Raw genomic sequence first — 16,693 nt, forward strand, 5'->3', positions numbered from 1 at the left:
GGACAAATGGACAGGCAAGTCAAGGGGATCCTGGGCGCAAAGCTCGGCATGACCCAGGTCTGGGACAACAACCGCGTTGTCCCGGTGACCGTGGTTCAGGCCGGCCCGTGCGTCGTCAGCCAGGTTCGTAGCGCCGAGAAGGACGGTTACTCCGCGGTCCAGCTCGCCTACGGCACGATCGACCCGCGCAAGGTCAAGAAGCCGCTGGGCGGGCACTACGCGAAGGCGGACGTGGCGCCGCGCCGGCACATCGTCGAGCTGCGCACCGCGGACGCCGCGGACTACTCGCTGGGCCAGGAGGTCACGGTCGAGCAGTTCCCGGCCGGCGTCGCCATCGACGTCACCGGCAAGACCAAGGGCAAGGGCTACGCCGGCCCGATGAAGCGGCACGGCTTCCACGGTCTGCGCGCCAGCCACGGTGTGGAGCGCAAGCACCGCTCGCCGGGCTCCATCGGCGCCTGCGCCACCCCGGGTCGCGTCTTCAAGGGCACCCGGATGGCGGGCCGGATGGGTGGCGTGCGCTACACCGTCCAGAACCTGACCGTCCAGGCGGTCGACACCGAGAACAACCTCCTGCTCGTCCGTGGTGCCATCCCCGGCCCCAAGGGCGCGCTGGTCCTGGTCCGTACCGCGGCCAAGACCAAGGTGAAGAAGGGCGGTGCGGCCAAGTGACCACCGTTGACGTCCGCAACGTCGAGGGCGCCAAGAGCGGCTCCGTCGAGCTGCCGGCCGACATCTTCGACGTCCAGGCCAACCTCGCGCTGATGCACCAGGTCGTGGTGGCCCAGCTCGCGGCGGCCCGGCAGGGCACGCACAAGGTCAAGACCCGCGGCGAGGTCGCCGGTGGCGGCAAGAAGCCGTACAAGCAGAAGGGCACCGGTCGTGCCCGGCAGGGCTCGATCCGCGCGCCGCAGTTCGCCGGCGGTGGCGTGGTGCACGGCCCGGTCCCGCGCGACTACAGCCAGCGCACCCCCAAGAAGATGAAGGCCGCCGCCCTGCGTGGCGCCCTCTCCGACCGGGCGCGCGCCGGCCAGGTGCACGTCGTCGAGGCCTTCGTCTCGGGCGAGAAGCCGTCGACCAAGGCCGCTCTGGCCACGCTGGCGAAGCTGACCGAGGCCCGTCGGGTCCTGGTCGTGCTGAGCAGCGCCGACGAGCTGAACTGGGTGTCGCTGCGCAACGAGCCGCGGGTGCACCTGATCGAGGCCGGCCAGCTCAACACGTACGACGTGCTGGTGGCCGACGACGTGGTCTTCACCAAGGAGGCCCTCGACGAGTTCCTGGGCGTTCCCGCCGAGACCACCGAGGAGGGTGGCAAGTGAGCACGATCGCCGATCCGCGCGACATCATCGTCGCGCCGGTCGTCTCGGAGAAGAGCTACAGCGAGCTGAACCGGAACTGGTACACCTTCCTGGTGCACCCGGACGCCAACAAGACCGAGATCAAGATCGCTATCCAGCAGATCTTCAACGTCCGCGTCCTGACGGTCAACACGCTCAACCGCGAGGGCAAGCGCAAGCGCACCAAGACCGGCTTCGGTCAGCGCAAGGCGACCAAGCGGGCGATCGTGAAGCTGGCTGACGGTGACCGTATCGAGGCCTTCGGCGGCCCGGTCAGCTGAGGGGTGTAGACAATGGCTATCCGTAAGTACAAGCCGACGACGCCGGGCCGACGTGGCTCCAGCGTCGCCGACTTCGCCGAGATCACCCGGTCGACGCCCGAGAAGTCGCTGCTGGCTCCGCTGCCGAAGAAGGGCGGACGCAACGCCCACGGCCGGATCACCACCCGGCACCACGGTGGCGGCCACAAGCGGCAGTACCGCCTGATCGACTTCAAGCGGGTCGACAAGGACGGCGTGCCGGCGAAGGTCGCGCACATCGAGTACGACCCGAACCGCACCGCGCGCATCGCGCTGCTGCACTACGCCGACGGCGAGAAGCGGTACATCATCGCGCCGAAGGACCTGAAGCAGGGCGACCGCGTCGAGTCCGGTCCGGGTGCCGACATCAAGCCGGGCAACAACCTGCCGCTGCGCAACATCCCGGTCGGTACGACGATCCACAACGTGGAGCTTCGTCCGGGCGGCGGCGCCAAGCTGGCCCGCTCGGCCGGCGTCGGCATCCAGCTGCTCGGCCGTGAGGGTGTGTACGCGACCCTCCGCATGCCGTCCGGTGAGATCCGGCGGGTGGACGTGCGCTGCCGCGCCAGCATCGGCGAGATCGGCAACGCCGACCAGTCGAACATCAACTGGGGCAAGGCCGGCCGCATGCGGTGGAAGGGCAAGCGCCCGACCGTCCGTGGTGTGGCGATGAACCCGGTCGACCACCCGCACGGTGGTGGTGAGGGTAAGACCTCCGGCGGTCGCCACCCGGTCAACCCGCAGGGTAAGCCCGAGGGCCGCACCCGTCGTAAGGGCCAGCCGAGTGACCGGCTGATCGTCCGCCGTCGCTACGCCACGCGTAAGCGCGGCTGAGGGAGATAAGACATGCCTCGCAGCCTGAAGAAGGGCCCGTTCGTCGACGACCACCTGCTCAAGAAGGTGGAGACGCAGAACGACAAGGGCTCGAAGAACGTCATCAAGACCTGGTCGCGGCGCTCGACGATCATCCCGGAGATGCTGGGTCACACGATCGCCGTGCACGACGGACGCAAGCACGTCCCGGTGTTCGTGACCGAGGCGATGGTCGGGCACAAGCTCGGCGAGTTCGCGCTGACCCGCACTTTCAAGGGTCACGAGAAGGACGACCGGAAGAGCCGTCGGCGCTGACGCCGCGGGCATACGGATAGAGGAACAAGGGGTTACAGCGATGCCAGGAAAGGGCGACGCTCCGGTGCTTCCGGGCGCGCGGGCGGTTGCGCGGCACGTGCGCATCTCGCCGATGAAGGCGCGCCGGGTGGTCAACCTCGTCCGCGGCCTGCCCGCGAAGGAGGCGCTCACGGTGCTGCAGTTCGCGCCGCAGGCTGCGAGCGAGCAGGTGTACAAGGTGCTCGCGAGCGCGATCGCCAACGCGGAGAACAACGAGCGGCTGGACCCCGACGCGCTGCTCGTCAGCGAGGCGTTCGTCGACGAGGGCCCGACCATGAAGCGGTTCCGGCCGCGGGCGCAGGGCCGGGCGTACCGGATCCGCAAGCGCACCTGCCACATCACCGTGGCGGTCGAGGCGGTCGCGCCGGCTGCGCCGAAGAAGGCCGCCGCGAAGAAGGCCGCCCCGGCGAAGCAGGCCGAGGCCGCTGAGACGGAGAGCAAGACGGAGGGCGCCGAGTAATGGGTCAGAAGGTTCACCCCACTGGGTTCCGGCTCGGCATCTCGACCGACTGGAAGTCCCGCTGGTTCGCGGACAAGCTCTACAAGGACTACATCGGCGAGGATGTCAAGATCCGCCGGATGATGTCCAAGGGCCTCGAGCGTGCCGGCATTTCCAAGGTCGACATCGAGCGCACCCGTGACCGGGTCCGCGTGGACATCCACACCGCCCGGCCGGGCATCGTCATCGGCCGCAAGGGTGCGGAGGCCGACCGGATCCGCGGCGAGCTGGAGAAGCTCACCGGCAAGCAGGTGCAGCTGAACATCATCGAGGTGAAGAACCCCGAGTCGGACGCGCAGCTGGTCGCCCAGGGCGTCGCCGAGCAGCTCTCCAGCCGGGTCAGCTTCCGTCGGGCGATGCGCAAGGCGATGCAGTCGGCGATGAAGAACCCGGTCTGCAAGGGCATCCGGGTCCAGGTGTCGGGTCGTCTCGGCGGTGCCGAGATGAGCCGGACCGAGTTCTACCGCGAGGGTCGCGTCCCGCTGCACACGCTGCGGGCCAACATCGAGTACGGCTTCTTCGAGGCCCGTACCACCTTCGGCCGGATCGGCGTGAAGGTCTGGATCTACAAGGGCGACGCCGTCCCGGGCCGGGAGGCTCCGGCCGAGGCCGGTCCGTCCCGCCCGCGCCGTGACCGCGGCGACCGCCCCGAGCGGCCGCGCCGTGGCCGGTCGGGTTCGTCCGGCACGACCGCCGGCGGCACCGAGGCCGGCCGGGCTGCTGCGACCACCATCGCTCAGCAGGCCGAGACGCCGAGTGGCGAGCCGATCGACAGTGCTGCTGTCGCCTCGGCCGCGGCTGCTCCGGCAGAAACGCAGCAGGAGGGCTGACAGATGCTGATGCCGCGCAAGCCCCCGAAGGGCTTCCGCAAGCCGCACCACCCGGACCGCCACGGCGCGTCCAAGGGTGGTAACCGGGTGGTGTTCGGCGAGTTCGGGATCCAGGCTCTCGAGCCGGCGTACGTGACCAACCGCCAGATCGAGTCGGCCCGTATCGCGATGACCCGCCACATCAAGCGTGGTGGCAAGGTCTGGATCACGATCTTCCCGGACCAGGCCCTCACCAAGAAGCCGGCGGAAACCCGCATGGGTTCCGGTAAGGGCTCGCCCGAGTGGTGGGTCGCCAACGTCAAGCCGGGGCGGGTTCTCTTCGAGATGTCCTTCCCCAACGAGCAGATCGCGCGAGAGGCGATGCGTCGCGCGATCCACAAGCTCCCGATGAAGTGCCGCATTGTTACGCGCGAAGTGGGTGAATCCTGATGGCAGCGGGCGTCAAGCCTTCCGAGCTGCGTGAGCTCTCCGAGGAGGAGCTGGTCACGAAGCTGCGTGAGGCCAAGGCGGAGCTGTTCAACCTCCGCGTGCAGGCCGCAACCGGGCAGCTGGACAACAACCGGCGGCTGCAGGTCATCCGTCGGGAGATCGCCCGGATCTACACGATCATGCGTGAGCGCGAGCTGGGTCTCTCGGCCGCGCCGACTGAGGTGACTGCATCATGAGCGAGAACACCACCGCCGCCGCGCGGGCCCGCCGTAAGGTGCGTGAGGGCCTCGTGGTCAGCGACAAGATGGAAAAGACCGTCGTGGTCGAGGTCGAGGACCGGGTCAAGCACGCGCTGTACGGCAAGATCATGCGCCGTACCCGCAAGCTGAAGGTGCACGACGAGCAGAACTCGGCCGGTATCGGCGACCGGGTCCTGATCATGGAGACCCGGCCGCTCTCCGCCACCAAGCGGTGGCGGCTCGTGGAGATCCTCGAGAAGGCCAAGTAGCGAAGGCTCGAGCTCGGCCGGTATCGGTCGGGCGCACGTTCCGCCAGGCTCCGGCCGCCTCCGGGCGGCCGGAGAACCGGCAGACATAGGAGATAGACGTGATTCAGCAGGAGTCGCGACTGCGCGTCGCCGACAACACGGGTGCCCGGGAGATCCTGTGCATCCGGGTTCTCGGTGGCTCCGGTCGGCGCTACGCGAGCATCGGCGACGTCATCGTGGCCACGGTCAAGGACGCGATCCCGGGTGCCGGTGTCAAGAAGGGCGACGTCGTCAAGGCCGTCGTCGTCCGCACCGCCAAGGAGAGGCGGCGGCCGGACGGCTCGTACATCCGCTTCGACGAGAACGCCGCCGTCATCATCAAGGACGGCGGGGACCCGCGCGGTACCCGTATCTTCGGCCCGGTGGGTCGGGAGCTGCGGGACAAGCGGTTCATGAAGATCATCTCTCTCGCGCCGGAGGTGTTGTGACCGTGAAGGTCAAGAAGGGCGACACGGTCGTCGTCATCGCCGGCAAGGACAAGGGTGCCAAGGGCAAGGTCATCGCGGCCTACCCGCGGCAGGACAAGGTCCTGGTCGAGGGCGTGAACCGGGTCAAGAAGCACACCCGCATCAGCACCACCCAGCGTGGCGCCAAGACCGGTGGCATCGTCACCCAGGAGGCCCCGATCCACGTCTCCAACGTGCAGGTCCTGGACTCCGACGGGAACCCGACCCGCGTCGGGTACCGGATCGACGACAACGGCCAGAAGGTCCGCATCGCGCGTAGCACCGGTAAGGACCTGTGATGACCACGGCTACCGAAACCAAGACCATGCCGCGCCTCAAGGAGCGGTACCGTAACGAGATCGTGGCGCAGCTGCAGGAGCAGCACAGCTACGCGAACCCCATGCAGGTTCCGCGGCTGGTCAAGATCGTCGTCAACATGGGTGTCGGCGAGGCTGCTCGCGACGCCAAGCTGATCGACGGCGCGGTCCGCGACCTCGCCACGATCACCGGCCAGAAGCCGCAGGTGCGGCGGGCGACCAAGTCCATCGCGCAGTTCAAGCTGCGTGAGGGCATGCCGATCGGTGCGAAGGTGACCCTGCGCGGCGACCGGATGTGGGAGTTCCTGGACCGGCTGCTGTCGATCGCCCTCCCGCGTATCCGCGACTTCCGCGGTCTCGACGGGCGCAAGCTCGACGGGCACGGCAACTACACGTTCGGTCTGACCGAGCAGTCGGTGTTCCACGAGATCGACCAGGACAAGATCGATCGCCAGCGGGGCATGGACATCACGGTGGTCACGACCGCCACGACCGACGACGAGGGCCGGGCGCTGCTCAAGCTCCTGGGCTTCCCGTTCAAGGAGAACTGAGCGAATGGCCAAGAAGGCGCTGATCATCAAGGCGGCCGCGAAGCCGAAGTTCTCGGTTCGCGCGTACACCCGCTGCCAGCGGTGCGGGCGTCCGAAGGCGGTCTACCGCAAGTTCGGTCTCTGCCGGGTGTGCATCCGGGAGATGGCCCACCGCGGTGAGCTGCCCGGCGTGTCCAAGGCTTCCTGGTAATAGCTATTGCTCTTCGCCGTAGGCCCGGGGCGGAACGCCCCGGGAACCCCGGCGAGAAAGGCTGACGAATTCATGACGATGACCGACCCGATCGCAGACATGCTCACGCGTCTGCGTAACGCCAACCAGGCGTACCACGACCGGGTGACGATGCCCTACTCGAAGATCAAGGCGAACATCGCCGAGGTCCTCAAGGCCGAGGGTTACATCGCCACCTGGTCGGTCGAGGAGCCCGAGGAGGGCGCCGTCGGCAAGCGACTGGTCGTCGAGCTGAAGTACGGCCAGAACCGCGAGCGGAGCCTGGCCGGCATCAAGCGCGTGTCCAAGCCCGGTCTCCGGGTGTACGCCAAGTCGGACGGGCTCCCGCGGGTGCTCGGCGGGCTGGGCGTGGCGATCATTTCGACGTCCCAGGGGCTGCTCACCGACCGGCAGGCCCGCAAGCGGAGCGTTGGCGGGGAAGTCCTCGCCTTCGTCTGGTAACGGGAGACAGGTAGAAATGTCGCGTATTGGACGTAAGTCGATCCCGGTACCGGCCGGCGTCGACATCACGATCGACGGCCAGACCGTGAAGGTCAAGGGCCCCAAGGGCGAGCTGTCGCACACGCTCGCCGAGCCGATCACGGCGGAGCGTGGCGAGGACGGCCAGGTGCACGTCAACCGGCCGAACGACGAGCGCAAGGCCAAGGAACTGCACGGCCTCAGCCGTACCCTGGTCGCCAACATGATCGTCGGTGTGACCGAGGGCTACCGCAAGAGCCTGGAGATCGCCGGTACCGGTTACCGCGTCACCGCCAAGGGCAAGGACCTCGAGTTCGCGCTCGGGTTCTCGCACCCGGTGCTGGTGCCGGCTCCGGACGGCATCACCTTCACGGTGGAGAAGCCGACGCTGTTCCACGTGGCCGGCATCGACAAGCAGCAGGTCGGTGAGGTCGCCGCCAACATCCGGAAGATCCGCCCGCCGGAGCCCTACAAGGGCAAGGGCGTGAAGTACCAGGGCGAGGTCATCCGCCGCAAGGCTGGAAAGGCAGGTAAGAAGTGAGCGCCACGCTGCTCAAGCGCCGCCGCGGCGTCGCCGCCAAGCGTGCCGTCGGGCGTGCGCGCCGGCACTTCCGGGTCCGCAAGAACGTCAGCGGCACCGCCGAGCGTCCCCGCCTGGTGGTCACCCGCTCCCTGCGGCACATGGTCGCCCAGATCGTGGACGACACCAAGGGTCACACCCTGGCGTCGGCCTCGACCCTGGACGCGTCGCTGCGTGGTGCGGAGGGCGACAAGAGCGCCCTGGCCGGCAAGGTCGGCGCCCTGCTCGCCGAGCGCGCCAAGGCCGCCGGCGTCTCCAAGGTCGTCTTCGACCGCGGTGGCAACCGGTACGCGGGGCGGGTCGCCGCGCTTGCCGACGCCGCCCGCGAAGCCGGGCTCGAGTTCTAGAAACCCCGTCACGAGAGATAAGGAAGGCTGCTGATGCCAGGTCAACAGCGCCGTGGCGGCGGGTCCGGTGGCAACGAGGGTGGTCGCCGCGACAACCGCCGTGAGGGCGGCCGCGGAAACGCGCCCGTCGAGAAGACCCCGCACCTCGAGCGGGTCGTCGCGATCAACCGCGTCGCCAAGGTCGTGAAGGGTGGTCGTCGCTTCAGCTTCACCGCCCTGGTGATCGTGGGCGACGGCGACGGCACGGTCGGCGTGGGCTACGGAAAGGCCAAGGAGGTGCCCGCGGCGATCGCCAAGGGTGTCGAGGAGGCCAAGAAGCACTTCTTCAAGGTGCCGCGGATCGGCCAGTCGATCCCGCACCCGGTGCAGGGCGAGGCCGCTGCCGGCGTCGTGCTGCTCAAGCCGGCGTCGGCCGGTACCGGTGTCATCGCCGGTGGCCCGGTGCGTGCCGTGCTGGAGTGCGCGGGCATCCACGACGTGCTCTCCAAGAGCCTCGGCTCGTCGAACCCGATCAACATCGTGCACGCCACGGTGGCGGCGCTGAAGGGGCTCGAGTCCCCCGAGGCCGTCGCGACCCGTCGTGGTCTGCCGGTGGAGGACGTCGCGCCGGCCGCCATGCTGGCGTCGCGGGCGGGGGTGGCGTCCTGATGGCACGCCTGAAGGTCACCCAGGTCCGGTCTGGCATCGGCACCAAGCAGAACCAGCGTGATTCGCTGCGTTCGCTCGGTCTGAAGCGGATCAACGACGTGGTGGTCAAGGAGGACCGGCCCGAGATTCGCGGCATGATCTTCACGGTCAACCACCTCGTGAAGGTCGAGGAGGTCGAGTAATGACGATCAAGGTTCACCACCTGCGCCCGGCCCCGGGTGCCAAGACCGCGAAGACCCGGGTGGGTCGCGGTGAGGGCTCCAAGGGCAAGAGCGCCGGTCGCGGTACCAAGGGTTCCAAGGCCCGCAAGAACATCCCGGCGTCGTTCGAGGGTGGGCAGATGCCCATCCACATGCGCCTGCCGAAGATGAAGGGCTTCAAGAACAAGTTCAAGGTCGTCTTCCAGGTGGTCAACCTGGACCGGCTCGCCGAGCTCTTCCCGAACGGCGGCCAGGTCGGCCCGCAGGAGCTGGTCGAGGTCGGCGCGGTCCGCAAGGGCCAGCCGGTCAAGGTCCTCGGCACCGGCGACCTCGGCGGTGTGGCCCTCCAGGTGTCGGCGCACGGGTTCAGCGCGTCGGCCAAGGAGAAGATCACCGCTGCCGGTGGCTCCGTCACCGAGCTGTAAGGCACGACCCATGGCGCCCGCTCAGTTGTCCCCAACTGGGCGGGCGCCGTGGTCTACCAGGCATGTGTGCGCCGAGTAACATCGGATTCGGTTTATGTAGCCGGGCACATCTGCCCGGACCGGGAGCGGGCTGTTAGAGTCCCTTCCCAGCTATGGATATCGGGCACTCGCCCGGCACCCACCCCGCCCCCGCCAGGGATCACCGGCGGCCCGCCTCGCGCAGGAGGAAGAAGTTGCTGTCCGCCTTTCTCAGTGCGTTCCGTACGCCTGACCTGCGCAAGAAGCTGCTGTTCACAGTAGGCATCATCGCGGTCTACCGGCTCGGCGCCACTCTGCCCAGCCCCGGCGTCTCGTACGGCAACGTGCAGAAGTGCCTCGACACCCTCCAGGGTCAGAGCACCGGAGTGCTGAACCTGCTGGACCTCTTCTCCGGCGGCGCACTGCTGCAGCTCTCGGTCTTCGCGCTGGGCATCATGCCCTACATCACCGCGTCGATCATCCTGCAGCTGCTCACCGTGGTCATCCCGCGGCTGGAGCACCTCCGCAAGGAGGGCCAGGCCGGCCAGGCGAAGATCACCCAGTACACCCGCTACCTGACCCTCGGGCTGGGCATCCTCCAGTCGTCGGCCTTCGTGGCGCTGGCCCGCTCCGGGCAGCTGTTCCAGAACCGCTGCGACCAGTTCCCGATCGTGCCTGAGGGCACCGGCATCCCGAACTGGCTCACCCTGTCCATCCTGGTCATGACGATGACCGCCGGCACCGGCATGGTGATGTGGCTCGGTGAGCTGATCACCGACCGCGGCGTCGGCAACGGCATGTCCGTCCTCATCTTCACCTCGATCGCGGCCCGCCTCCCCAGCGAGGGTTGGAAGATCAAGACCAACGAGGGCTGGGCCAAGTTCGGCCTGGTGCTCGTGCTGGTGCTGCTGGTCATCACCGCGGTCTGCTTCATCGAGCAGGCGCAGCGCCGCATCCCGGTGCAGTACGCCAAGCGGATGATCGGCCGGCGGATGTACGGCGGCACCTCGACCTACATCCCGCTGAAGGTCAACCAGGCGGGTGTGATCCCGGTCATCTTCGGCTCGTCGCTGCTCTACCTGCCGCAGCTGGCGCTGCAGTTCTTCGACCAGACCGACCCGGGCAAGACCCAGGCCTGGATCCAGAACAACCTGGTCGACCCGAGCAGCCCGATCTACATCGCGCTCTACTTCCTGTTGATCATCTTCTTCACGTACTTCTACGTGTCGATCACGTTCAACCCGACCGAGGTCGCGGACAACATGAAGAAGTACGGCGGCTTCGTGCCGGGCATCCGCCCCGGCAAGCCGACCGCCGACTACCTGGACTTCATCCTCAGCCGGATCACCCTGCCGGGCGCGCTCTACCTGGGCGTCGTCGCGATCCTGCCGAACTTCTTCTTCATCTGGCTGAACAGCCAGCAGTTCCAGAACTTCCCGTTCGGCGGCACCGCTGTGCTCATCATGGTCGGCGTCGGTCTCGAGACCGTGAAGCAGATCGAGAGCCAACTCATGCAGCGGAACTACGAAGGGTTCCTGCGGTAGATGCGACTCGTTCTGGTTGGCCCGCCGGGCGCGGGCAAGGGCACGCAGGCGGAATTCATCGCCGCACACCTCTCGGTGCCGAAGATCTCGACCGGTGACATCTTCCGGGCGAACGTCTCGCAGGGCACGCCGTTGGGTGTCGAGGCCAAGCGGTACATGGACGCCGGCAAGCTGGTCCCGGACGAGGTCACCATCAACATGGTCCGGGACCGGCTCGCCGAGCCGGACGCCGCCGACGGCTTCCTGCTCGACGGCTTCCCGCGGACGACGCCGCAGGCCGCCGCGCTGGACAAGCTCCTCGCGGACCTCGGCACCGCGCTGGACCTGGTGCTGGAGCTGGTCGTCGACGACGACGAGGTGATCCGGCGGCTCTCCGGCCGGCGCACCTGCCGCGGCTGCGGCAAGATCTGGCACGTCGAGTTCGACGCCACCACCCGCGAGGGCATCTGCGACCGCTGTGGTGCCGAGCTGTTCCAGCGGGACGACGACAAGCCGGAGACGATCGCGGCCCGCCTGCGGGAGTACGCCGAGAAGACGGCGCCGCTGGTCGACTACTACGGCGCCCAGAACAAGCTGGTCGGGATCGACGCCACCGGGCCGGTGGAGGACGTCACGGTCCGCGCCATCGACGCGCTGCGGTCGTACGGCGGCTGAGGTCCTGCCGGGCTCCGGCGGATAGAGTGCGAACAGCGGGGTACGTGCGACGTGCCCCGCTGATCGCTGTCCGGCAACGAAAGGTATTCGCTCCATGCGCCGTCCCCAGCTGGACATCCAGCTGAAGACCCCCGACCAGATCGAGAAGATGCGGGCCGCCGGCCTGGTGGTCGCCGAGGCCCTGCGTCGGATGCGGGAGGCCGTCGCCCCCGGGGTCAGCACCGCAGACCTGGACGCGATCGCCGAATCGACCATCCGCGAGGCCGGGGCCGTCCCCTCGTTCAAGGGCTACCACGGCTTCCCCGCCTCGATCTGCTCGTCGGTCAACGAGCAGGTGGTGCACGCCATCCCGTCGGCGCAGCAGGTGCTCCGCGACGGCGACGTGATCTCCATCGACTGCGGCGCGGTGCTGAACGGCTGGCACGGCGACGCCGCGATCACCGTGGGCGTGGGCGAGGTCGACCCGGCGCTGCTGAAGATGGCCGAGGTGGCGGAGGACGCCATGTGGGCCGGGATCGCCGCCGCCGCGCGGGGCGCCGCCAGCGGCAGGGGCCGGCTGACCGACATCTCGCACGCGGTGGAGAACGCGGTCCGCAAGGGCGGCCGGTACGGCATCGTCGACGGCTACGGCGGGCACGGCATCGGCACCGAGATGCACCAGGACCCGCACGTGCTCAACCACGGGCGGCCGGGCAAGGGCCCGCGGCTGGTGCCGGGCCTGGCGCTGGCCATCGAGCCGATGATCACGATGGGGTCGCCGCGTACCGTCGAGCTGGCCGACGGCTGGACGGTCGTCACCCGGGACCGGTCGATGGCGGTGCACGTGGAGCACTCGATGGCGCTGCTGCCCGACGGGGTCTGGGTGCTGACCGCCTTCGACGGCGGGCGGGCCCGACTGGGCGACCTGGTCACCACCCGGCAGCCGGCCGAGTCCGCCGCGTCCTGATCCGGCTCCGCGACGTCGAACCGGACACCGGGTTCAGCTGGCGCGGCAGGGCCGATCCGGGACCCGGCTGATCCGGCCGGCCTTCGGGCTGCCGGCCGGAGCCGCCGGCGGCGGGGGAGATGTCGCCTCGCGTCCGTTTTCCTTCCTCCGGGTGACGGGCGGGGTGGCCGGTTTGGCGACGGCCCGCACTCGGGCGTACACTTTCAGATCGGCGCACAGCGTCCACTCCGGCATGCCCACTACGCGCTTCGGTGGGAGTCGGAGCCGCGGCTGGCGCGGGCCCTCCGATCTCGGTCGGATGCCCGTGTAAGACGTTGTGGGCCGTCCGGAGTAACCGACGTCAGGACAGCGGAGGACATGCCGAAAAAAGACGGAGCCATCGAGATCGAGGGTCGGGTCATCGAGCCCCTGCCGAACGCAATGTTCCGGGTGGAGCTCGCGAACGGCCACAAGGTGCTGGCTCACATCAGCGGCAAGATGCGGCAGCACTACATCCGTATCCTGCCGGAGGACCGGGTCGTCGTCGAACTCTCGCCGTACGACCTGACCCGCGGGCGCATCGTCTACCGCTACAAGTAATCCTGACGACGGCCGGGACGTCCCCGTGTCCGTCTTCGACGTCCGGCGTCGCGCGTGGTCGCGCCACCGGGCCAGATGGGAAGTAAGGCAACCGTGAAGGTCAAGCCGAGCGTCAAGAGGATCTGCAACAAGTGCCGGGTGATCCGTCGGCACGGCCGGGTCATGGTCATCTGCACCGACCCGCGCCACAAGCAGCGCCAGGGCTGAACCAGTCCCACCGGTCGTGACACGGCCGGTCGGATCGGTCCGGGCCGCAGATCCAGGAAGCACATCATCAGCTCGTTCCAGCCGCGAGCGGTACGCAGCGCGTACTCAATCGTGGTTGACCCCCGGTCGGAGGCCGGGGCCCGCTCGGGCACGACCGATCCCGGTCGCCGGCGCTGACAGCGTCGGAAGGACGGGACGGCCGGTAGCGGGGTGGGACGGGTCCAGACCTCCGCCACAACATCACGAGGAGTACGCCCGCACATGGCACGTCTAGTCGGCGTCGACCTCCCCCGCGAGAAGCGGATGGAGATCGCGCTCACCTACATCTTCGGGGTCGGTCGGACCCGCGCCCTGGAGACGCTCACCGCTACCGGCATCTCGCCGGACAAGCGCGTTCGGGACCTCACGGATGAGGAGCTGGTCCAGCTCCGCAACCACATCGAGGGCAACTACAAGGTTGAAGGCGACCTGCGCCGCGAGGTCGCCGCTGACATCCGCCGCAAGGTCGAGATCGGCTGCTACGCCGGCATCCGGCACCGCCGGGGCCTGCCCGTGCGTGGCCAGCGGACCAAGACCAACGCGCGGACCCGCAAGGGCCCGAAGCGGACCGTCGCCGGCAAGAAGAAGCCCGGCAAGAAGTAACTAGGAGCGCACAGACTTATGCCACCGAAGGCTCGTGCCGGAGCCGCCGTCAAGAAGGTCCGGCGCAAGGAACGCAAGAACGTCGCCCACGGGCAGGCGCACATCAAGAGCACCTTCAACAACACCATCGTGTCCATCACGGACCCGACCGGTGCGGTCATCTCCTGGGCCTCTTCCGGCCAGGTGGGCTTCAAGGGCTCCCGCAAGTCGACCCCGTTCGCCGCGCAGCTCGCCGCCGAGGCCGCCGCGCGTCGGGCGATGGAGCACGGCATGCGCAAGGTCGACGTGTTCGTCAAGGGTCCCGGCTCCGGCCGGGAGACCGCCATCCGTTCGCTGCAGGCCGTGGGCCTCGAGGTCGGGCAGATCTCCGACGTCACCCCGCAGCCGCACAACGGATGCCGTCCGCCGAAGCGTCGCCGGGTCTGAGAGGTTAGAGAGAGATGGCTCGTTACACCGGTGCTGACTGCCGCCGTTGCCGGCGGGAGAAGATGAAGCTGTTCCTCAAGGGCAGCAAGTGCGATGGTCCGAAGTGCCCGTTCGAGTCCCGGCCGTTCCCGCCCGGGCAGCACGGCCGCGGCCGCACGAAGGAGACGGAGTACCTGCTCCAGCTCCGTGAGAAGCAGAAGGCCCGTCGTGTCTACGGCGTGCTGGAGAAGCAGTTCCGCGGCTACTACGAAGAGGCCGTGAGCAAGAAGGCCAAGACCGGTGAGGTTCTCCTGCAGATCCTCGAGTCGCGGCTGGACAACGTGGTCTACCGGGCCGGCTACGCCAGCTCGCGTGACCAGGCCCGCCAGCTGGTCAAGCACGGCCACTTCACCGTGAACGGCAAGAAGGTCGACATCCCGTCGTACCGCGTCAAGGAGCACGACATCATCGAGGTCCGGGGCAAGAGCAAGGAGCTCACCCCGTTCCTGGTGGCGCAGGCTCAGGCCGGTTCGCGGTCGGTTCCGGCGTGGCTGGAGGCCATCCCGAGCCAGATGAAGATCCTCGTGCACTCGCTCCCGGCCCGCCAGGTGATCGACACCCAGGTCCAGGAGCAGCTGATCGTCGAGCTCTACTCCAAGTAAGGGCTCGTTGCGGTGGCCCGCCCTTCGGGGCGGGCCACCGGAACAGTTTGTGTCGTGGGCGTCATATAGCGGGCGTCCCGGAAGAGAAGAGAAGAAATTGCTCATCAGCCAGCGACCCTCCCTCTCCGAGGAGTCGATCAACGAGACCCGGTCCCGGTTCACCATCGAGCCGCTGGAGCCCGGTTTCGGCTACACCCTGGGTAACTCGCTGCGGCGCACGCTGCTGTCGTCCATCCCGGGTGCGGCGGTCACCTCGATCAAGATCGACGGTGTGCTGCACGAGTTCACCACGATCCCCGGGGTCAAGGAGGACGTGGTCGAGCTCGTCATGAACATCAAGGAGCTCAACGTCAGCTCCGAGCACGACGAGCCGGTCAGCATGTACCTGCGCAAGCAGGGCCCGGGCGACGTGACGGCGGGCGACATCCAGCCCCCGGCCGGCGTCTCGGTGCACAACCCGGACCTGAAGCTCGCCACCCTCAACGGCAAGGGCCGGCTCGACATGGAGCTGACCGTCGAGCGGGGTCGTGGCTACGTCACGGCGGCGCAGAACAAGCAGGCCGGCGCCGAGATCGGCCGGATCCCGGTCGACTCGATCTACTCGCCGGTGCTCAAGGTGACGTACCGCGTCGAGGCGACCCGCGTCGAGCAGCGGACCGACTTCGACCGGCTGATCATCGACGTCGAGACCAAGCCGTCGATGGGCCCGCGTACCGCGCTGGCCTCCGCCGGCTCGACGCTGGTGGAGCTCTTCGGCCTGGCCCGGGAGCTGGACGAGACCGCCGAGGGCATCGACATCGGGCCGTCCCCGCAGGACGCCCAGCTCGCGGCCGACCTGGCCCTGCCGATCGAGGAGCTGGACCTCACCGTCCGCTCCTACAACTGCCTCAAGCGCGAGGGCATCAACTCCGTTGGTGAGCTCATCGGGCGTACCGAGGCCGACCTCCTCGACATCCGGAATTTCGGTCAGAAGTCGATCGACGAGGTCAAGATGAAGCTCGCCGGGATGGGTCTCGGGCTGAAGGACTCGGCCCCGAACTTCGACCCGGCGCACGTCGTGGACGCCTTCGGCGAGGCCGACTACGACACCGACGACTACCGCGAGACCGAGCAGCTCTAGTCCGCGCTGCCGCCACACCTGAGGAGCACCAAGCATGCCCACGCCCACCAAGGGCCCCCGCCTCGGCGGCAGCCCCGCGCACGAGCGGCTGATGCTGGCCAACCTGGCCACCGCGCTGTTCCAGCACGGCAAGATCCAGACCACCGAGACGAAGGCCCGGCGGCTGCGTCCGCTGGCCGAGCAGCTCATCACCAAGGCCAAGCGTGGCGACCTCGCCGCGCGCCGGCGGGTGCTGGGCGTCGTCAAGGACAAGGACGTGGTCTACGCCCTGTTCGACCAGATCGCGCCCCGGTACGCCAACCGCAACGGTGGCTACACCCGGATCGTGAAGACCGGTCCGCGCAAGGGTGACGCCGCTCCGATGGCGATCATCGAGCTGGTCGAGGAGCTTCAGGTCGCCGAACCCAAGGCGAACAAGAAGACCGCCGCCCGCAAGGCCGCCCAGCAGGACAAGGTCGAGGCCCTGGCCCCGGCCGAGGAGACCCCGGAGTCGAACTCGGGCGACCAGGACGCCGAGCCGCCGGTGTCGGCGTCCGGTGACACCGACGCCGCCCGCGAGGACAGCGACGAGGCCAACGAGAACAAGGCCTGAGCACAGGCGTCATC

The 16,693-nt window shown here is 68.4% G+C and carries 30 protein-coding genes; all 30 read left to right on the forward strand.

Going from position 1 to position 16,693, the window contains the following annotated elements:
- Nucleotides 1-6 precede the first annotated feature (6 nt).
- The 30 genes from rplC (at nucleotide 7) to rplQ (ending at nucleotide 16,679) form a co-directional block, all read left to right on the forward strand.
- The gene (gene rplC / locus ACTMTB_RS02800; protein ID WP_334569339.1) at nucleotides 7-672 is read left to right on the forward strand and encodes a 50S ribosomal protein L3; all 666 of its coding nucleotides are present in this window, start codon (nucleotides 7-9) and stop codon (nucleotides 670-672) included.
- Entirely contained in the window at nucleotides 669-1,319 is a 651-nt protein-coding gene (rplD, locus tag ACTMTB_RS02805; RefSeq protein WP_154941819.1) for a 50S ribosomal protein L4, read from the forward strand. The genes rplC and rplD overlap by 4 nt, the downstream gene beginning before the upstream one ends.
- Entirely contained in the window at nucleotides 1,316-1,618 is a 303-nt protein-coding gene (gene rplW / locus ACTMTB_RS02810) for a 50S ribosomal protein L23 (protein WP_073834931.1), read from the forward strand. Before rplD ends, rplW begins: the two co-directional genes overlap by 4 nt.
- A 12-nt stretch (nucleotides 1,619-1,630) precedes the next feature.
- Entirely contained in the window at nucleotides 1,631-2,470 is an 840-nt protein-coding gene (gene rplB, locus ACTMTB_RS02815) for a 50S ribosomal protein L2 (protein WP_088998353.1), read from the forward strand.
- 12 nt (nucleotides 2,471-2,482) lie between these two features.
- Nucleotides 2,483-2,764, forward strand: a complete 282-nt coding sequence (rpsS, locus tag ACTMTB_RS02820; RefSeq protein ID WP_007073032.1) for a 30S ribosomal protein S19 — start codon at nucleotides 2,483-2,485, stop codon at nucleotides 2,762-2,764.
- A gap of 40 nt (nucleotides 2,765-2,804) precedes the next feature.
- The gene (gene rplV, locus ACTMTB_RS02825) at nucleotides 2,805-3,263 is read left to right on the forward strand and encodes a 50S ribosomal protein L22 (RefSeq protein ID WP_088960255.1); all 459 of its coding nucleotides are present in this window, start codon (nucleotides 2,805-2,807) and stop codon (nucleotides 3,261-3,263) included.
- Nucleotides 3,263-4,132 (forward strand): 30S ribosomal protein S3, encoded by an 870-nt coding sequence (gene rpsC / locus ACTMTB_RS02830; RefSeq protein ID WP_088960256.1) that lies wholly within the window; start codon nucleotides 3,263-3,265, stop codon nucleotides 4,130-4,132. The genes rplV and rpsC overlap by 1 nt, the downstream gene beginning before the upstream one ends.
- Nucleotides 4,133-4,135: 3 nt before the next feature.
- Nucleotides 4,136-4,561, forward strand: a complete 426-nt coding sequence (gene rplP / locus ACTMTB_RS02835) for a 50S ribosomal protein L16 (protein ID WP_073834927.1) — start codon at nucleotides 4,136-4,138, stop codon at nucleotides 4,559-4,561.
- Nucleotides 4,561-4,797, forward strand: a complete 237-nt coding sequence (gene rpmC, locus ACTMTB_RS02840) for a 50S ribosomal protein L29 (protein ID WP_013288628.1) — start codon at nucleotides 4,561-4,563, stop codon at nucleotides 4,795-4,797. Before rplP ends, rpmC begins: the two co-directional genes overlap by 1 nt.
- Nucleotides 4,794-5,069, forward strand: a complete 276-nt coding sequence (gene rpsQ / locus ACTMTB_RS02845) for a 30S ribosomal protein S17 (protein ID WP_179801877.1) — start codon at nucleotides 4,794-4,796, stop codon at nucleotides 5,067-5,069. Before rpmC ends, rpsQ begins: the two co-directional genes overlap by 4 nt.
- A gap of 98 nt (nucleotides 5,070-5,167) precedes the next feature.
- Nucleotides 5,168-5,536 (forward strand): 50S ribosomal protein L14, encoded by a 369-nt coding sequence (gene rplN / locus ACTMTB_RS02850; protein WP_007465279.1) that lies wholly within the window; start codon nucleotides 5,168-5,170, stop codon nucleotides 5,534-5,536.
- Nucleotides 5,533-5,853 carry a 50S ribosomal protein L24 gene (gene rplX / locus ACTMTB_RS02855; RefSeq protein WP_207914040.1) on the forward strand — a complete coding sequence of 107 codons (321 nt, stop codon included), beginning with the start codon at nucleotides 5,533-5,535 and terminating at the stop codon, nucleotides 5,851-5,853. The genes rplN and rplX overlap by 4 nt, the downstream gene beginning before the upstream one ends.
- Nucleotides 5,853-6,422 carry a 50S ribosomal protein L5 gene (gene rplE, locus ACTMTB_RS02860; RefSeq protein ID WP_154941822.1) on the forward strand — a complete coding sequence of 190 codons (570 nt, stop codon included), beginning with the start codon at nucleotides 5,853-5,855 and terminating at the stop codon, nucleotides 6,420-6,422. The genes rplX and rplE overlap by 1 nt, the downstream gene beginning before the upstream one ends.
- Nucleotides 6,423-6,426: 4 nt before the next feature.
- Nucleotides 6,427-6,612, forward strand: coding sequence for a type Z 30S ribosomal protein S14 (locus ACTMTB_RS02865; RefSeq protein ID WP_007465272.1), 186 nt, complete (start codon nucleotides 6,427-6,429; stop codon nucleotides 6,610-6,612).
- A gap of 72 nt (nucleotides 6,613-6,684) precedes the next feature.
- Nucleotides 6,685-7,092, forward strand: a complete 408-nt coding sequence (gene rpsH, locus ACTMTB_RS02870) for a 30S ribosomal protein S8 (protein WP_013288624.1) — start codon at nucleotides 6,685-6,687, stop codon at nucleotides 7,090-7,092.
- Between the two features lie 16 nt (nucleotides 7,093-7,108).
- On the forward strand, nucleotides 7,109-7,651 hold the full coding sequence (rplF, locus tag ACTMTB_RS02875; RefSeq protein WP_154941823.1) for a 50S ribosomal protein L6: 543 nt from the start codon (nucleotides 7,109-7,111) through the stop codon (nucleotides 7,649-7,651).
- Nucleotides 7,648-8,037, forward strand: coding sequence for a 50S ribosomal protein L18 (gene rplR / locus ACTMTB_RS02880; RefSeq protein ID WP_030329901.1), 390 nt, complete (start codon nucleotides 7,648-7,650; stop codon nucleotides 8,035-8,037). Before rplF ends, rplR begins: the two co-directional genes overlap by 4 nt.
- A gap of 33 nt (nucleotides 8,038-8,070) precedes the next feature.
- The gene (gene rpsE / locus ACTMTB_RS02885) at nucleotides 8,071-8,685 is read left to right on the forward strand and encodes a 30S ribosomal protein S5 (protein ID WP_154941824.1); all 615 of its coding nucleotides are present in this window, start codon (nucleotides 8,071-8,073) and stop codon (nucleotides 8,683-8,685) included.
- On the forward strand, nucleotides 8,685-8,867 hold the full coding sequence (gene rpmD, locus ACTMTB_RS02890; RefSeq protein ID WP_074314584.1) for a 50S ribosomal protein L30: 183 nt from the start codon (nucleotides 8,685-8,687) through the stop codon (nucleotides 8,865-8,867). Before rpsE ends, rpmD begins: the two co-directional genes overlap by 1 nt.
- Complete coding sequence (gene rplO, locus ACTMTB_RS02895; protein ID WP_280836956.1) at nucleotides 8,867-9,310, forward strand: 50S ribosomal protein L15; 444 nt, start codon at nucleotides 8,867-8,869, stop codon at nucleotides 9,308-9,310. Before rpmD ends, rplO begins: the two co-directional genes overlap by 1 nt.
- A 233-nt stretch (nucleotides 9,311-9,543) precedes the next feature.
- Nucleotides 9,544-10,872: a preprotein translocase subunit SecY gene (gene secY / locus ACTMTB_RS02900; protein ID WP_441142326.1), complete on the forward strand. Its 1,329-nt coding sequence runs from the start codon at nucleotides 9,544-9,546 to the stop codon at nucleotides 10,870-10,872.
- The gene (locus tag ACTMTB_RS02905; RefSeq protein ID WP_280836954.1) at nucleotides 10,873-11,526 is read left to right on the forward strand and encodes an adenylate kinase; all 654 of its coding nucleotides are present in this window, start codon (nucleotides 10,873-10,875) and stop codon (nucleotides 11,524-11,526) included.
- 94 nt (nucleotides 11,527-11,620) lie between these two features.
- Nucleotides 11,621-12,472, forward strand: a complete 852-nt coding sequence (gene map / locus ACTMTB_RS02910) for a type I methionyl aminopeptidase (RefSeq protein ID WP_441142327.1) — start codon at nucleotides 11,621-11,623, stop codon at nucleotides 12,470-12,472.
- A 357-nt stretch (nucleotides 12,473-12,829) separates the two neighbouring features.
- A complete protein-coding gene (infA, locus tag ACTMTB_RS02915; RefSeq protein WP_007073013.1) occupies nucleotides 12,830-13,051 on the forward strand; it encodes a translation initiation factor IF-1 in 222 nt (73 codons plus the stop codon).
- A gap of 93 nt (nucleotides 13,052-13,144) precedes the next feature.
- Nucleotides 13,145-13,258 (forward strand): 50S ribosomal protein L36, encoded by a 114-nt coding sequence (gene rpmJ, locus ACTMTB_RS02920; protein ID WP_012184307.1) that lies wholly within the window; start codon nucleotides 13,145-13,147, stop codon nucleotides 13,256-13,258.
- A 261-nt stretch (nucleotides 13,259-13,519) separates the two neighbouring features.
- Complete coding sequence (rpsM, locus tag ACTMTB_RS02925; RefSeq protein WP_091079342.1) at nucleotides 13,520-13,900, forward strand: 30S ribosomal protein S13; 381 nt, start codon at nucleotides 13,520-13,522, stop codon at nucleotides 13,898-13,900.
- Between the two features lie 18 nt (nucleotides 13,901-13,918).
- On the forward strand, nucleotides 13,919-14,326 hold the full coding sequence (gene rpsK / locus ACTMTB_RS02930) for a 30S ribosomal protein S11 (RefSeq protein ID WP_013288613.1): 408 nt from the start codon (nucleotides 13,919-13,921) through the stop codon (nucleotides 14,324-14,326).
- Between the two features lie 14 nt (nucleotides 14,327-14,340).
- Nucleotides 14,341-14,967, forward strand: coding sequence for a 30S ribosomal protein S4 (gene rpsD, locus ACTMTB_RS02935; RefSeq protein WP_154941830.1), 627 nt, complete (start codon nucleotides 14,341-14,343; stop codon nucleotides 14,965-14,967).
- Nucleotides 14,968-15,064: 97 nt separating this feature from the next.
- Nucleotides 15,065-16,087: a DNA-directed RNA polymerase subunit alpha gene (locus ACTMTB_RS02940; protein WP_154941831.1), complete on the forward strand. Its 1,023-nt coding sequence runs from the start codon at nucleotides 15,065-15,067 to the stop codon at nucleotides 16,085-16,087.
- 34 nt (nucleotides 16,088-16,121) lie between these two features.
- Entirely contained in the window at nucleotides 16,122-16,679 is a 558-nt protein-coding gene (rplQ, locus tag ACTMTB_RS02945; RefSeq protein ID WP_280836951.1) for a 50S ribosomal protein L17, read from the forward strand.
- The last annotated feature ends 14 nt before the right edge of the window (nucleotides 16,680-16,693 follow it).

It is taken from the genome of Micromonospora sp. L32 (genome assembly GCF_052068055.1).
Classification (GTDB): Bacteria; Actinomycetota; Actinomycetes; order Mycobacteriales; family Micromonosporaceae; genus Micromonospora; species Micromonospora purpureochromogenes.

What these genes read in the sequence shown, in the direction of transcription:
- ACTMTB_RS02865 (WP_007465272.1), top strand. Translation starts at nt 6,427, where the DNA reads ATGGCCAAGAAGGCGCTGATCATCAAGGCGGCCGCGAAGCCGAAGTTC.
- rplB (WP_088998353.1), top strand. Translation starts at nt 1,631, where the DNA reads ATGGCTATCCGTAAGTACAAGCCGACGACGCCGGGCCGACGTGGCTCC.
- rpsE (WP_154941824.1), top strand. Translation starts at nt 8,071, where the DNA reads ATGCCAGGTCAACAGCGCCGTGGCGGCGGGTCCGGTGGCAACGAGGGT.
- rplE (WP_154941822.1), top strand. Translation starts at nt 5,853, where the DNA reads ATGACCACGGCTACCGAAACCAAGACCATGCCGCGCCTCAAGGAGCGG.
- rpmC (WP_013288628.1), top strand. Translation starts at nt 4,561, where the DNA reads ATGGCAGCGGGCGTCAAGCCTTCCGAGCTGCGTGAGCTCTCCGAGGAG.
- rplP (WP_073834927.1), top strand. Translation starts at nt 4,136, where the DNA reads ATGCTGATGCCGCGCAAGCCCCCGAAGGGCTTCCGCAAGCCGCACCAC.
- rpmD (WP_074314584.1), top strand. Translation starts at nt 8,685, where the DNA reads ATGGCACGCCTGAAGGTCACCCAGGTCCGGTCTGGCATCGGCACCAAG.
- rpsC (WP_088960256.1), top strand. Translation starts at nt 3,263, where the DNA reads ATGGGTCAGAAGGTTCACCCCACTGGGTTCCGGCTCGGCATCTCGACC.
- map (WP_441142327.1), top strand. Translation starts at nt 11,621, where the DNA reads ATGCGCCGTCCCCAGCTGGACATCCAGCTGAAGACCCCCGACCAGATC.
- infA (WP_007073013.1), top strand. Translation starts at nt 12,830, where the DNA reads ATGCCGAAAAAAGACGGAGCCATCGAGATCGAGGGTCGGGTCATCGAG.
- rplC (WP_334569339.1), top strand. Translation starts at nt 7, where the DNA reads ATGGACAGGCAAGTCAAGGGGATCCTGGGCGCAAAGCTCGGCATGACC.
- rpsM (WP_091079342.1), top strand. Translation starts at nt 13,520, where the DNA reads ATGGCACGTCTAGTCGGCGTCGACCTCCCCCGCGAGAAGCGGATGGAG.
- rpsH (WP_013288624.1), top strand. Translation starts at nt 6,685, where the DNA reads ATGACGATGACCGACCCGATCGCAGACATGCTCACGCGTCTGCGTAAC.
- rplV (WP_088960255.1), top strand. Translation starts at nt 2,805, where the DNA reads ATGCCAGGAAAGGGCGACGCTCCGGTGCTTCCGGGCGCGCGGGCGGTT.
- rplO (WP_280836956.1), top strand. Translation starts at nt 8,867, where the DNA reads ATGACGATCAAGGTTCACCACCTGCGCCCGGCCCCGGGTGCCAAGACC.
- rpsQ (WP_179801877.1), top strand. Translation starts at nt 4,794, where the DNA reads ATGAGCGAGAACACCACCGCCGCCGCGCGGGCCCGCCGTAAGGTGCGT.
- rplF (WP_154941823.1), top strand. Translation starts at nt 7,109, where the DNA reads ATGTCGCGTATTGGACGTAAGTCGATCCCGGTACCGGCCGGCGTCGAC.
- rplQ (WP_280836951.1), top strand. Translation starts at nt 16,122, where the DNA reads ATGCCCACGCCCACCAAGGGCCCCCGCCTCGGCGGCAGCCCCGCGCAC.
- rpsS (WP_007073032.1), top strand. Translation starts at nt 2,483, where the DNA reads ATGCCTCGCAGCCTGAAGAAGGGCCCGTTCGTCGACGACCACCTGCTC.
- rpsD (WP_154941830.1), top strand. Translation starts at nt 14,341, where the DNA reads ATGGCTCGTTACACCGGTGCTGACTGCCGCCGTTGCCGGCGGGAGAAG.
- ACTMTB_RS02905 (WP_280836954.1), top strand. Translation starts at nt 10,873, where the DNA reads ATGCGACTCGTTCTGGTTGGCCCGCCGGGCGCGGGCAAGGGCACGCAG.
- rpsK (WP_013288613.1), top strand. Translation starts at nt 13,919, where the DNA reads ATGCCACCGAAGGCTCGTGCCGGAGCCGCCGTCAAGAAGGTCCGGCGC.